Genomic DNA, 12,514 nt, shown 5'->3' with positions numbered 1-12,514 from the left:
GCGCGACTGGAAAATAAAGGTTCGACGTTTCCGGCGCGGTTCACAGCTCCTGGTCTTCGAGGTCTGCAGCGAGTGATTGCACAGTCTTATCCAGGTCTGCAACGGTCTCGGTCTGGTCGGCAGTCGCCTCGGCAATCTCCGTGATGTTGTCCGACACCGTGGCGGTCCGCTCGGCGAAAGTCTCGACGTCGCTCTGGAGAGTCTGAATCTTCGCGGACTGGCTCTCGACGGATTCGGCGACTGCCGTCATCTCCTCGGTGACTTTCCGGACGTGGCCGGTGATATCGCTCTGCGTCTCCTCCAGCGATTGTGCGTCGACGACCGCATCGTCCAGTTCCGCCTCCAACTGTGAGATTCCCTCGACAGTCTCCTCGATGTTCGCCTGAATCGCCTGGACCCGTTTACGGACCTTGTCGACCTCGTCCTGGGACTGCGTGGCCAGGGCTTTGACCTCGTCGGCGACGACTTCGAACCCGTGGTTGTCGGTCCCGCCGCTGCCGCCCATTCCCGCGCGTGCGGCCTCGATGTTGGCGTTGAGCGCCAGCAGATTCGTCTGCTCCGCGATGTCGTCGATGGTCTCGGTGACCTGCGTAATCTCGGCGGCCTGCTGTTCGAGGTCCGACGCCAGTTGCTCGACGTTCGCACCCACGTCTGCGGCCTCTTCGATGGAATCGGTGACCGCTCCGACGACTTCCTCCGAGCGGCTCACCGCCTCTTGCATGTCCCGGCAGTGGTCGTCGATGAGCTGGGCCCGCTGGGCGACTTCCTCGGCCTCCCGGGAAACCTCCGTGAGTTCAGCACGGATATCGTCAATGTCGCGGGCCTGTTCGGTCGTCGCTTCCGTAATCGCCTCCGTGTTCTCGGCCGTTTCAGTCAGCGAACTGTGAAGCCGCTCGGTGGCCGTCGCCACCTCGTCAGTGATGCGGTCTTTCACGTCCGAGAGCTTCCGGTTTCGCTCGACGATGTCCGTCACCACCGTGTTGATCTGAAACGCCCCGATCGTCCGCCCGTCCTCGGGGTGCGTGAGCGGGAAGCCCTTCGCCTGGACAGCCCAGATATCACCCCCGGGAGTCTCCCCGACACGGGGTTCGTCTTCTGCTATCGGTTCCCCCAGCCGAGCCACCTTTTCGGAAAGCACCTCGTCCTGACCTTCCGTCCCCACCACGTCGTACGCCTGCCGGCCATAGGCATCGTCACTCGCCACACCAGTCAGGTCAGCCAGACCCTCGTTCCACCCGGTGACGACGCCGTCTGCGTCGACGACACCGGCAGGGTCCGGAAACCGCTCGAACACCGTCTCGAAGAGATGCTTGTAGAAGTCACGCTGCTTTCGCAACGCCTCCTCCGACTCTCCGTCGGCTATCTCTTCCGGCAATAATCGCTCTGTCTGCATCACTCACCCATTCAGCTTGATCCGTGTTGTGTCTTACCATATCTTACAGATTGTTAATATAATTCCCTGTAGAAGTAAACGGTCGGAAACAGACAGGCTCTAATCGGTCGCTCACCTACTGACGCTCAATGACACTGGCCGCGGTCGTCTTCGACCTCGATTACACACTGGCGGTCCCCGACCGCGACCGCCAGACGCTACTGGACGAGGCGACCGCGGCCGCCGGCGGACGGGACATCGACCGGTCTGAATATCTGTCCGAACACCGAAAACACCGGGCGACGGAGACGAGGACACCGATTTTCGAGGGATTACTGGCGACGGGCGATCCAGCCGAGGCCGCCGAAGCCTACCGCGAAGGGGTCAACGAGGCACTGGTCCCCGTTGCCGGCGTCCCAGAGCTCATCGAGGAACTCCGAACTCAGTACCGAGTGGGACTGTTGACCGATGGACCCGTTCAGGCACAGGAGGCAAAACTGGAGACGCTGGGCTGGACCGGCCTCTTCGACAGCGTCGTCGTCACCGGGTCGTTGCCCGCCGGCAAACCGGACGGTCGAGCGTTCGAAGCGGTCCTTGGCGAACTCGGCGTCGCAGCGGGTGCGGCGGTGTACGTCGGTGACAACCCCGACGCCGACATCCGGGGTGCGAAAGACGCCGGGATGCTGGCAGTGCAGGTACTGAGCGACCGATTCGAGCGCGCGCCCGAAGCGGACGGCTACATCGAACGCGACCAGTTGGCCGACGAACTCATGGCGTTCCTGGATCAGCAGGTCGGCTGGCGCTGAGACTGCCGATATCAGTGTTCCCGACCGTGATCCGGGAGCGCGTCCCGCAGTACGTCGACCGCGCGTTTGACAGCAACACCTGAAGAGAGGGTGAGTCGAGTCACACCCTCACCTGTCTCGACAGTGAGACGGTCATCGTCAGAACCGACGACGGAGATATCGTCGAGTTCGACGACGGCGCTGTCGGGATACAGCAGGACACGCCCGACGGCGCGCTCGTCGAACGCGATCGCGTAGGCAGTTGTGCCGTCGGGGCTCGGTGTCGCCGACTCGTCGGCATCGACGACCGTCACGCGGTCCAGTGGCGGCGTTTCCAGCCCGGTGAGTTCGGATGCGAGTAGCTGTGCGACGCGCTTCGGGTCAGTACTCGAGTCCTCGACCATTAGAGTTCACTCCGTGCGTTCGCGGCGAGTCCGCCCACGTCGACGCCACGGCGGCGGGCGTACAGCACTGCTGCGGCCTCGATTGTGATTCCCAGTTCCGACTGCAGACGGTTGATATCTGCGACCGCCTCCTGTTTTTCGACGCCAGTGTCGACGACCGATTCGAGTACCTGTTCGAAGACCGATCGTTCCTGGATGACCGACTCGTCGGGGACGAAGTCCTCTGGAACGTTGACGGTTCCCACGTCGAAGCTGGCGACGATGTCGTCGCCGTCCCGGTCGAGCAGTCCCTCGCCGGTGGCGACGTCGACGAGTCGCTTTGCCTGGTCGGGGGAGAACCAGTCGCGGTCCAGCGAGAGCGCGACGACGAATTCGCTTTCGTTCATACGGTCGACGCCGCGCTGGCGGAAGGGCGCAGCGACTGCCCGGCGGAGACTCATCGTCGGTGACAGCGCGCGGGTGACCCCTAAATCTGTCGTCCCGCGCCGACGAGCATCGAGAGGTTCAAGTGGCCGCTGATACTTTCGACGGGTATGAAGTACCAGGGACCGTCCACGCGCAAGCGGACTGGCGGCCGACGACGCCCGGCAAGTAACAAGAAGAAACACCAGCTCGGCTCCGAGTTCACTGAGACGCAGGTCGGCGAGCCGAAGTTCAAGACCGTCGACACCCGCGGGAACACCGACAAGACCCGCGCGATTACGACCGACACGGCGAGCATCTCCATCGACGGCGAAACCGTCGCTGCCGACATCGAGAACGTCGCCGAGAACCCCTCGAACCCCAACTACGCCCGCCGGAACATCATCACGAAGGGCGCTATCCTCGAGACCAGCGAGGGGCGCGCTCGCGTCACGTCCCGTCCGGGACAGGACGGTCAGGTCAACGCGGTCCTCGTCGAGGAGTAACCTGTTTTCTGCGAGCGGTACGTCCGCTCGTGTCCAGCATTCTCGAACAGTAATTCACTGCTGGGGCTCTCGTGATGTGTGTCCTGCAGAGTGCCGACAGCCAGTACTGAATGCTTCGCACCCGAATCGTAATCGACCAGGTGAAGAAAACGCCGGATGGACTGACGGTGACGAGCCGTCAGGACGTGCGTGACAGACGTGTGTTTACAGGTGGATTCGAACCGGCACGCCATCGGATACTCCCACCGGAACCGTCAAAAGGCTCGCTAAGTGCCAGACCGGTGTGTTGAATTCTCAGGGGTCCTTCGCCGACCGATATATATCACTCAATACCGGACCCAAACGCTCATATAAACCGTATACAGCCCCCGTGGTGTGCCAGTTCGTAGATGGGACAACACGGACAACAAGAGCGCGATTCGCCAGTCGAATTCGCCGAATCGGTCACACAACAGCACCACCGAATCGACCCCGGGAACTGGGATAACGTCTACGTCGTCGGTGACGTTCACGGCTGTCTCGATGCGTTCGAACGGTTGCTCGAGGAGCTCGCAGTCGATGCGGACGACCTGATTATCTGTGTCGGCGACCTCGTCCGGAAAGGACCCGACAGCAAAGGTGTTCTGTCGCTAGTTCGCGAGCGCGACAACGTCCTCTCCGTTCGCGGAAACAACGAACAGGGGCTGCTCGATGGCAGTAAATCCGACCCGGCGCTCGACGACGACGATCTCGAATATATCGAGACGCTTCCGCTCGCCATCTCCTTCGACGACGCGCTGGTCGTCCACGGTGGACTGGACCACCGCAAGCCGGTCGGAGACCACGACGCAACGGACATTCTGGAGATTCGCTCGCTCACCGGCAGCGGGTACGAACGACCCTACTGGTTCGAGAAACGCACGCGGAAGCCACGCGTCTTTTTCGGACACACCGTCCTCTCGGAGTCCTTTGCGACGCCCGCCGCCGTCGGTCTCGATACCGGCTGTGTTTACGGCGGACAATTGTCGGCGTATGACTGGAAGAGCGAGACGTTCGTCTCAGTCGATCCGGCCGAAACCTACAGGGAACGCAGTTCGGATTCGATTGTCGATCCCCGTCCAGCAGAGCCGCTCACTGAGTGACGATGCCGGAAGACGACACTGACCTGACCGACCCGTCGCTATATCTGAATCGGGAACTCAGCGAACTCGCCTTCCAGCAGCGCGTGCTGCACGAAGCACTGGACGACCGAACCCCACTGCTGGAGCGCGTGCGGTTTCTGGCTATCTTCACCCGGAACATGGACGAGTTCATCATGAAACGGGTGGGCGGACTCAAACAGCAGATTTCAGCCGGTGTCATCGAGCGGACTGTCGATGGACGCACGCCTCGCGAACAGTGGGCAGAGGTTCTCGACGAAGCCAGGCCGATGTTCGAACAGCAGGTCGAGTGCTATCACGAAACGGTTCGGCCGGCGCTCGCCGACGAAGGAATTCACATCCTGGATTACGAGGACCTCTCGGCTGCCGAGCGCGAGAGAATGCGGACGTACTTCGAGCAGGACGTGCTCCCGACCCTGACCCCGCTGTCGTTCGACCCGGCCCACCCATTTCCCTTTATTTCCAACCTCAGCCTCTCACTCGGTGTTCTCACACAGCACCACGACGAGGAGGAGCCGACATTCACACGGGTGAAAATCCCGCCCAACCGACCGCGACTCGTTGCAGTCGACGAGGAGAGCGACGAAGACCGATACGTGCTCATCGAGGACGTGGTCCGGGCGAACCTGGATCTGCTCTTTCCGAGCGTCGACGTCGTCGGGACGGCGCTCTTTCGGTTGACGCGCAACGCCGAGGTCCGCCGCAACGAGGAGGTCGCAGAGGACCTCATCGACATGATAGAGGAGGTGCTCGAACAGCGCCGGTTCGGGACGGTGGTTCGCCTGGAGCTGGAAAAAGACCCGCCGGAACGCATCCGACAGACGCTCGTCGAGCAGCTAGACCTCGACGGGCGGGAAGTGTTCGAGGTGCGACCGCCGCTGGACCTGGAGGACTTCGAGGTACTGACCGACCTCGACCGACCCGACCTGAAAGTCGACCCGTGGACGCCCGTCCCGCATCCCCGGCTCGATACCGGCGGGCAGTACGATGGGACGCTCGGCGCGACTGCAGACAGCGACCACAGCGTTTTCGAGGAGATAAACCGCGGTGACATCCTCCTACACCATCCGTATCACTCGTTTACTCAGACCGTTCAGCGTTTCCTCGACGAGGCGGCACACGACCCCGACGTGCTGGCCATCAAAGCCGCAATATACCGGACGGCCAGCGACTCGCAAGTTATTCAGTCCCTCATCGACGCCGCGAAAAACGGCAAACAGGTGGCGGTGATGGTCGAGTTGAAAGCGCGGTTCGACGAGCAGAACAACCTGGAGTGGGTCCGGACCCTCGAAGAACAGGGGATTCACGTCGCGTACGGGACTATCGGGCTGAAGACCCACACGAAGACGGCGCTCGTGGTCCGCGAGGAAGCGGACGGCGTCAAGACGTACTCCCACGTCGGCACCGGCAACTACCACTCCAAGACGGCGAAAGGCTACGTCGACCTCGGTCTGCTGAGTAGCGATCCCGACATCGGCAGAGACCTCCTCAAGGTGTTCAACTCCTTTACCGGCCCGGCGCTCGACGAGGAGTTCCGAAAACTGCTCATCGCACCGGTGACGATGCGTGAGCGGTTCACCCACTTCATCCGGCGCGAAGCGGCACACGCTCGCGCCGGCGAACCCGCGCGCATCGTCGCCAAGGTCAACGGACTCGAAGACCCGGATATCGTCCGCGAACTCTACGAGGCGTCGCGGGCAGGCGTCGACATCGACCTCTTCGTCCGGGACATCTGTCGGCTCCGTCCCGGGCTGGCCGGGGTTAGCGAGAACGTCGAGGTCTACAGCATCGTCGGGCGGTTTCTCGAACACTCCCGAATCTTCTACTTCGAGAACAATGGCGAGCCGGAGTACTACATCGGCTCTGCGGACTGGATGACGCGCAATCTCGACAAGCGGGTCGAAGCCGTCACGCCCGTCGAGGACCCTACACTCCGTGAGCAGTTGCGATTCATCCTCGATTTGATGCTGGCGGACAACCGCCGTGTCTGGGAGATGGACAGCGACGGGAGCTACGCACAACGCCACCCCGAACCGGGTGAGCGGATGATCGATACGCAGGCCGTGCTGATGCGAGAGGCAGCGGCGGCGAGCGAACGTGACGGAGTAAGCGTGGGCATCCCAGGTCTCACGGAGGTTCCAGACACCGGGTTGCGAATCGATTCCGGACACAATAGCGCTGACGAAGAGCCGACGACCACTGCCGACGACGCGACTGCCACGACCGAGGACGCAGCGCCAGCGTCCGACACTGCGGAGCTCCCCGAACTGCTGACCGCGCACCGAGAGAAGTGGTACGAACCGGACAGCGGAACGTATACGTACGCCATCAGGACACCTGACGGCGACAGAGTCTACCGGAAGACACCTGACGGAGCGGCGACGGTCATCGCTCGACACTACGGCGAGACGGTAGACGAGGCCGACGATTCGGTCGGAGAAACAGCAGACCGAGACTGAGGCTCAGGGACTCGGGGCAGCCTTCTGCAGCGCGCTTTCGGCAATGTTACCACCGTAGTCAGCGGTCCGCGACAGCGAGTCGGCGACCAGACCGAGGACCTGTGCGAGTTGCGGGTCGTACTCGTGGATCACCTTGTCTACCTCACGGACCTTCTCGTCGACGTCACGAATCTGGTCGCGAGCCTCGTTTGCCAGTTCGACCGCCTCGTCGGGTTCATCAGCCAGGAGTGCGTCCATCGCTGTCTCCGGAACGACGCTGGCCTCCTCGTGGAGCGCCCGGATGGGGTCGGCCACGCTATCGGGAATATCGTCGACTTCCAGCGCGAGGTCGGCGATTTTCGTCGCGTGGTCGCCGATACGCTCCAACTGGCGGGCGCTGGACTGGAAGTCGTAACTCGTCTCGCGGGAGAAGCCGATTTCGTTGGCCGCGGTCGGATTTCGGAGGATCGTCCGGAAGACGCGAGAGACCATGTACCAGAGGCGGTCCACGTCGTCGTCGCGCTCTTTGACGTCGTGAGCGAGTTCCTCGTCGTCGGTCAACAGCGCCTCGATGGCGTCTTCGAGCATCGTCATACTCACGAGTCGCATGCGCGAGATGGCGTTGTGGACCGACAGCTCCGAGGAGTCGAGGAGGTCCTGAAGGACGACCCGGTCGGAGGTTTCTTCGATGACCTCGAGTCCGACGAGTCCCTGTGTCGCGTCTCGAATGACACGCCGCTGGGTCGCTGTGATACGAGCGGTCTCCAGTCTGATGACGTCGAACCCGCTGACGTACATCGTCATGACCGCGCGGGTCAACTGGTGTTCCGATTCGAGTCCAGTGATGTCGAGGCTCCCCTCGATGCGGTCCTCCTCGCGCTGTGGCGCGAGCAAGAGCAAGTCTTCTTCGGAGTGAAACTCGACGACGCTCCCCGCGCTGACTTCGTTGTTAGTCGCCCAGTCTTTCGGAAGTGAGACCGTGTACGTGGAACCGCCGGTGACCTGGACCTTGCGCGTCTCCATAGACGACTCTCGCAACTCCAGTGATATAAATCACTCCGTATCTATATATCCAACCCACAATAGCAGTAATAGTCGTACATAGTACACTGTACTCGGCAGGGACGACCAACCCATCTTATTCGGTAAAAGAACTACCCATAGCAGAGTTCTGGCCGGAAATTATCACCAAAACGCCCTTAAACAGCCCAATTCGCGCCATTGTGGCTGACGTGTCGGTCAGAGATATCTTGTGGAGCCAGTGCCAACTATAACCCAATATACCCCTATATTTTCTATATAGATGTAATAGTAGGGTATTTACCCAACACATCTCTCCGTTCAACTAATGAGACGTGACAGCGCTGGGAGCACGTCGCGCCGAGAATTTCTCTTGACCGCCGGTGTGGTCGGTAGTGCCGCACTCGGTGGCTGTATCGAGAACGTGACCGAGAGCGGTGGGAGTACCGACTCGGCCGAAGTGGTCGTCACCGGGAGTAGTACGGTGTTTCCGGTCAGCGATACGATGGCCGAGAACTTCATGGCAGACAACGACGTGAACGTCACCGTCGACTCGACCGGGACCGGTGGTGGCTTCCAGAATCACTTCTGCCCGGGTGATTCGGCAATCAACGGCGCCTCGCGGCGGATAACCGACGAAGAACTCTCCCGGTGCGGGGACAACGACGTCGAGCCGATAGAGTTCCAGGTCGGTGCAGACGCGCTTACCGTCGCAGTCAACAACGCCGCGACGTGGGTCGACTGCGTGACCTTCGAAGAACTCTCCCGTATCTGGCGAGAGGACGGCGTCGAGCAGTGGTCTGATGTCCGGTCGGACTGGCCAGACGAGGAAATCGGGCTGTTCGGACCGCCGCCGACGTCCGGCACGTACGACTGGTTCGCCGAGAACGTCATCGGCGAGGAGTACGAACACACTGCCGACCACGAGCAAACCGAGGAAGACAACGTCCTCCTGAAAGGAATCGAAGACAACGACAACGCGATGGGCTATTTCGGGTACGCCTACTACGACGAGAACAGAGACCGCGTCAAAGCCCTCCAGATCGAACGCGAGGAGGGGGACGGCTGTACGGATCCGTCTCTGGAGAACGCCTCAGACGGCTCTTACCCGATGGCCCGACCGCTATTCATTTACGTCGACCGGAACGCGCTGGACCGAAAGGCAGTGTTCGACTTCGCCAGCTTCTATCTGAAACAGGCGGCAACCGAACTGGTGACCGAAATCGGGTACGTCCCCACGAACGAAGAGGTTCGTGACGAGAATCTCCTGAAACTCATCAAACAAAAGCCATGATAGTACCTCGCCTATTGGGCTCTCTGGCCAGGATTGACAGAGGTGAGCGTCGATGAGTACTGAGGATATTACCACCCCGGCCGGCAACGCCACCAAAGAGCGACTCTATCGGTCCGCGCTCTTTCTCTGTGCTGCGCTGTCGGTCGCCGTTACGATAAGTATCATCTTCGTGCTCACACGCGACGCCATCGATTTCTTCGGGATTGTCAGTCCAGCGGACTTCTTCACTGGTACCAGATGGGTCATCAGAAGCAGTTTCGAGAGTAGCTCGTACGGCGTGTTGCCGCTGGTAAGTGGGACGATAATCGTCACAGTCGTCTCAGCTGCTATCGCGTTGCCAGTCGGTGTCGCGGCAGCAGTCTATCTCAGCGAGTACGCGAGTTCTCGCGCACGCGCGGTCCTCAAACCAGCCCTCGAAGTGCTGGCCGGTATCCCGACGGTCGTCTACGGCTACTTCGCGCTCGTCTACGTGACGCCCTTCTTCCAGACTTTCGGCGTTCCGCTCGGGACGTTCAACGCCCTGAGTGCCTCGGTCATGGTCGGTATCATGATTATCCCGATGGTGTCGAGTCTCAGCGAGGACGCGATGAGTGCCGTGCCGGACTCGCTCCGGCAGGCGGGCTACGGTATGGGTGCGACGAAATACGAGGTGTCGACCGGTATCGTCATCCCGGCGGCGCTGTCGGGTATCTTCTCCTCGTTCATCCTGGCTATCTCGCGTGCCATCGGCGAGACGATGATTGTCGCCGTTGCGATGGGGTCGAACCCGCAACTGCTCCAGTTGTTCGATCCGGCTGCCAACCTGATCGAGGGGAACCAGCCGATGACGGCTGCGATGATACAGCTGGTTACGTCGGACGTTGGCGGTGGCGGCCCGGCCTACAAGGCGATGTTCGCAATCGGACTCACGCTGTTCGTCATCACGTTCCTGTTGAATCTGGCGAGCAACCGAGTTGCAGCCCGGTACAAGGAGGAATACGAATGATTCAGACACTGACCGACGACATCCAGGAGGTGCACAATGGCGACGAGTGATTCCTCGTGGTATGGGACTGGCGGCCGCGTCAGCCGGCGAATCGGCCGACTCTTCGAACTCGCCACCCTGACGGCGACCTCGGTGGGAATTCTTTCCGTCTTCGTCCTGCTCATCTACGTCACAAACGACGCCTTCAGACCGCTCTCGGCTGACCCGATGTGGTACGCCGTGTTCGCGGTCACGCTCGTCGCGCCGGTCGTCACGCTCGCGGCCTACTATTACCGGTCCGACTCGCCAAACGGGGAAGTCGCTTACGTGACGACCGGTCTCCCTGTCGTTGGCGTGCTGGTTGCCGGCGGATTGTTCGTCCTGTTCGTCGAGATTATGCCGATAAAGGAGTGGTTCGCACTCGGACTCTCGGTCGCCGCGGTCGGCGCGGTCCTCTACGGACACACGCGGGTGCGACCACAGGCTATCATCGAACGGACGTTGCTGGGGATTCTGGTGCCAATTGTCGCCATCTTTGGCGCTCCCCCCGTTTCGGTCGCGCGACTGGTCGGGCTCCCGATTCGAGTCGTGAGTCTCCGGGAGTTCGTGCTGCAGTTGCCGTATCTCCCACTGCCGCCACTGCAACTCACGACGACGCTGACACTGCCGGCTGCTGCGGTCGCTGGCTGGTGGGTGTGGAAGGGACGCGAAAGCCGCCGCGACGGCCTCGTTGCTGGCGGCCTGGTCGTCGCTGGTGCACTGGTCGGACTCGTGGCCGGCGAGCCACTCGGCATCGGCGCGGACGGCTGGGTCATTATCTACACGATGACCGTCGTTCCGGTCGCAGTGTACACCGAAGGTGTCTTCCGGCGCGGCGAGGGTGTCGCAGGCCTGCTGTTGCCGGTGACGCTTCTGGTCGGCGGGGCGCTCGGAGGGTTCCTCGTCGGACAGCTTGGTGCATCCGGGCCGGAGACGTGGCTCGACTGGGAGTTCCTGACAAGCATGACGACCCGGTCGGCTGAGACGGCCGGTATCTATCCGGCGCTCGTCGGCTCGGTCATGCTGTTGATCGTCATCGTCGTGACGACGTTCCCGGTTGGTGTCGGTGCCGCAGTCTATCTCGAGGAGTACGCTCCGTCCAGTGGACCGGTCGGAAAGCTCGTCACGCTCATTGAGATTAATATCGCCAACCTGGCCGGCGTTCCGTCCGTGGTGTACGGACTACTCGGGCTGGCAGTGTTCATCCGGTTTTTCCAGATGCCCTCCGGTTCGATCATCGTCGGTGGGCTGGCAATCGGGCTGTTGATACTGCCAATCGTCATCATCTCGGCCCAGGAAGCCATCAGGGCAGTGCCGGACTCCCAGCGGCAGGCCTCCTACGGGATGGGCGCGACCCAGTGGCAGACGACCCGGAACGTCGTCCTCCCCGAGGCGTTGCCCGGAATCATGACCGGAACGATTCTCGCACTCGGGCGCGCGATCGGGGAGACCGCGCCACTGCTGCTCATCGGGATGGCGGCGTCGGTCCGAGAAGCCCCCAACAGCTTTTTCGACAAGAGCAGTGCGATGCCCCGCCAGGTGTTCTCGTGGGCGTTCGAGATAGAGCCCGCATTCCGCTACGGCGTCCTCGCGGCCGGCGTCGTCACGCTGCTGGTTGTATTGCTCGTGATGAACGCGTCAGCAATTGTCATCCGAAACAAGTATCAGCGAGACCAATGACATCGATGCACCGACAGACGACCGCGACAGTACTGGCCGACCAACAGCGTATCACAACTACCCATGGCATCTGACACGGACACGACGAGCGAAAGAGAGACAGAGAGCACGGAGACGAAAGACCCGTCGGGCGAACCGCTGGTCGATACCACGCCCAACGTCGGCGCGACAGCCAGTGAATCCGAGTCACACCGCACCGCCGGCGCCTCGGAGACGATTATCGAGACCCGCGACCTCAACGTCTTCTACGGCGAGACACAGGCACTCCAGAACATCAACATGGAAATCCCCCGCAATCAGGTGACGGCGATGGTCGGGCCCTCGGGCTGTGGGAAGTCGACGTTCCTGCGGTGTATCAACCGCATGAACGACCTCGTCGACGCCGCCCGCATCGAAGGGGAACTCCTCTTTCGCGGAAAGAACGTCTACGACGACGACGTCGACCCGGTGGCGCTCCGGCGGAAGATCGGG

Annotated in this window: 12 protein-coding genes; 8 read left to right on the top strand and 4 right to left on the bottom strand. The window is 61.6% G+C overall.

All coding sequences use genetic code 11. The features are described from left to right. Window positions 1–40 precede the first annotated feature (40 nt). Window positions 41–1,393 carry a methyl-accepting chemotaxis protein gene (locus WDJ60_RS14070; RefSeq protein ID WP_340101206.1) on the bottom strand — a complete coding sequence of 451 codons (1,353 nt, stop codon included), beginning with the start codon at window positions 1,391–1,393 and terminating at the stop codon, window positions 41–43. Between the two features lie 128 nt (window positions 1,394–1,521). Here WDJ60_RS14070 and WDJ60_RS14065 point away from each other — a divergent pair, with 128 nt between their 5' ends. Further along, the gene (locus WDJ60_RS14065; RefSeq protein ID WP_340101205.1) at window positions 1,522–2,178 is read left to right on the top strand and encodes an HAD family hydrolase; all 657 of its coding nucleotides are present in this window, start codon (window positions 1,522–1,524) and stop codon (window positions 2,176–2,178) included. 11 nt (window positions 2,179–2,189) lie between these two features. Here the strand turns inward: WDJ60_RS14065 and WDJ60_RS14060 are convergent, their stop codons facing one another. Both WDJ60_RS14060 and WDJ60_RS14055 read right to left on the bottom strand, forming a co-directional pair. Continuing rightward, window positions 2,190–2,561, bottom strand: a complete 372-nt coding sequence (locus tag WDJ60_RS14060; protein ID WP_340101204.1) for a DUF7993 family protein — start codon at window positions 2,559–2,561, stop codon at window positions 2,190–2,192. Beyond that, a complete protein-coding gene (locus WDJ60_RS14055; RefSeq protein ID WP_340101203.1) occupies window positions 2,561–3,001 on the bottom strand; it encodes a DUF2240 family protein in 441 nt (146 codons plus the stop codon). Before WDJ60_RS14055 ends, WDJ60_RS14060 begins: the two co-directional genes overlap by 1 nt. A 93-nt stretch (window positions 3,002–3,094) precedes the next feature. On the opposite strand from WDJ60_RS14055, the gene WDJ60_RS14050 reads away from it, so the two are divergent. The 3 genes from WDJ60_RS14050 to ppk1 all read left to right on the top strand — a co-directional run bounded on the left by WDJ60_RS14050 (window position 3,095) and on the right by ppk1 (window position 7,067). Continuing rightward, complete coding sequence (locus tag WDJ60_RS14050) at window positions 3,095–3,469, top strand: 30S ribosomal protein S8e (protein WP_340101202.1); 375 nt, start codon at window positions 3,095–3,097, stop codon at window positions 3,467–3,469. A 389-nt stretch (window positions 3,470–3,858) separates the two neighbouring features. Continuing rightward, window positions 3,859–4,590, top strand: a complete 732-nt coding sequence (locus tag WDJ60_RS14045) for a metallophosphoesterase family protein (RefSeq protein ID WP_340101201.1) — start codon at window positions 3,859–3,861, stop codon at window positions 4,588–4,590. A 2-nt stretch (window positions 4,591–4,592) separates the two neighbouring features. Further along, entirely contained in the window at window positions 4,593–7,067 is a 2,475-nt protein-coding gene (ppk1, locus tag WDJ60_RS14040) for a polyphosphate kinase 1 (RefSeq protein WP_340101199.1), read from the top strand. A gap of 3 nt (window positions 7,068–7,070) precedes the next feature. Here ppk1 and WDJ60_RS14035 read toward each other — a convergent pair whose 3' ends face one another. Next, a complete protein-coding gene (locus WDJ60_RS14035; protein ID WP_340101198.1) occupies window positions 7,071–8,069 on the bottom strand; it encodes a PhoU domain-containing protein in 999 nt (332 codons plus the stop codon). Window positions 8,070–8,394: 325 nt separating this feature from the next. Here WDJ60_RS14035 and WDJ60_RS14030 point away from each other — a divergent pair, with 325 nt between their 5' ends. The 4 genes from WDJ60_RS14030 to WDJ60_RS14015 form a co-directional block, all read left to right on the top strand. Beyond that, the gene (locus tag WDJ60_RS14030; RefSeq protein WP_340101197.1) at window positions 8,395–9,360 is read left to right on the top strand and encodes a PstS family phosphate ABC transporter substrate-binding protein; all 966 of its coding nucleotides are present in this window, start codon (window positions 8,395–8,397) and stop codon (window positions 9,358–9,360) included. Window positions 9,361–9,412: 52 nt separating this feature from the next. Continuing rightward, on the top strand, window positions 9,413–10,345 hold the full coding sequence (gene pstC, locus WDJ60_RS14025) for a phosphate ABC transporter permease subunit PstC (protein ID WP_340101196.1): 933 nt from the start codon (window positions 9,413–9,415) through the stop codon (window positions 10,343–10,345). Window positions 10,346–10,381: 36 nt separating this feature from the next. Continuing rightward, window positions 10,382–12,043, top strand: a complete 1,662-nt coding sequence (gene pstA, locus WDJ60_RS14020; protein ID WP_340101195.1) for a phosphate ABC transporter permease PstA — start codon at window positions 10,382–10,384, stop codon at window positions 12,041–12,043. Window positions 12,044–12,106: 63 nt separating this feature from the next. Beyond that, window positions 12,107–12,514 (top strand): ATP-binding cassette domain-containing protein (locus WDJ60_RS14015; RefSeq protein ID WP_340101194.1); only part of this gene is annotated, 408 nt, incomplete at its 3' end.

The organism is Salinibaculum salinum, assembly GCF_037645885.1.
In the GTDB taxonomy this organism is placed as follows: domain Archaea; phylum Halobacteriota; class Halobacteria; order Halobacteriales; family Haloarculaceae; genus Salinibaculum; species Salinibaculum salinum.
The sequence above is the reverse complement of the archived record's forward strand: the minus strand, read 5'-3'. Positions and strand labels throughout refer to the sequence as shown.

Coding starts and splice junctions, on each gene's coding strand:
- WDJ60_RS14070 (WP_340101206.1), bottom strand. CDS start 1,393: ATGCAGACAGAGCGATTATTGCCGGAAGAGATAGCCGACGGAGAGTCG.
- WDJ60_RS14065 (WP_340101205.1), top strand. CDS start 1,522: ATGACACTGGCCGCGGTCGTCTTCGACCTCGATTACACACTGGCGGTC.
- WDJ60_RS14060 (WP_340101204.1), bottom strand. CDS start 2,561: ATGGTCGAGGACTCGAGTACTGACCCGAAGCGCGTCGCACAGCTACTC.
- WDJ60_RS14055 (WP_340101203.1), bottom strand. CDS start 3,001: ATGAGTCTCCGCCGGGCAGTCGCTGCGCCCTTCCGCCAGCGCGGCGTC.
- WDJ60_RS14050 (WP_340101202.1), top strand. CDS start 3,095: ATGAAGTACCAGGGACCGTCCACGCGCAAGCGGACTGGCGGCCGACGA.
- WDJ60_RS14045 (WP_340101201.1), top strand. CDS start 3,859: ATGGGACAACACGGACAACAAGAGCGCGATTCGCCAGTCGAATTCGCC.
- ppk1 (WP_340101199.1), top strand. CDS start 4,593: ATGCCGGAAGACGACACTGACCTGACCGACCCGTCGCTATATCTGAAT.
- WDJ60_RS14035 (WP_340101198.1), bottom strand. CDS start 8,069: ATGGAGACGCGCAAGGTCCAGGTCACCGGCGGTTCCACGTACACGGTC.
- WDJ60_RS14030 (WP_340101197.1), top strand. CDS start 8,395: ATGAGACGTGACAGCGCTGGGAGCACGTCGCGCCGAGAATTTCTCTTG.
- pstC (WP_340101196.1), top strand. CDS start 9,413: ATGAGTACTGAGGATATTACCACCCCGGCCGGCAACGCCACCAAAGAG.
- pstA (WP_340101195.1), top strand. CDS start 10,382: ATGGCGACGAGTGATTCCTCGTGGTATGGGACTGGCGGCCGCGTCAGC.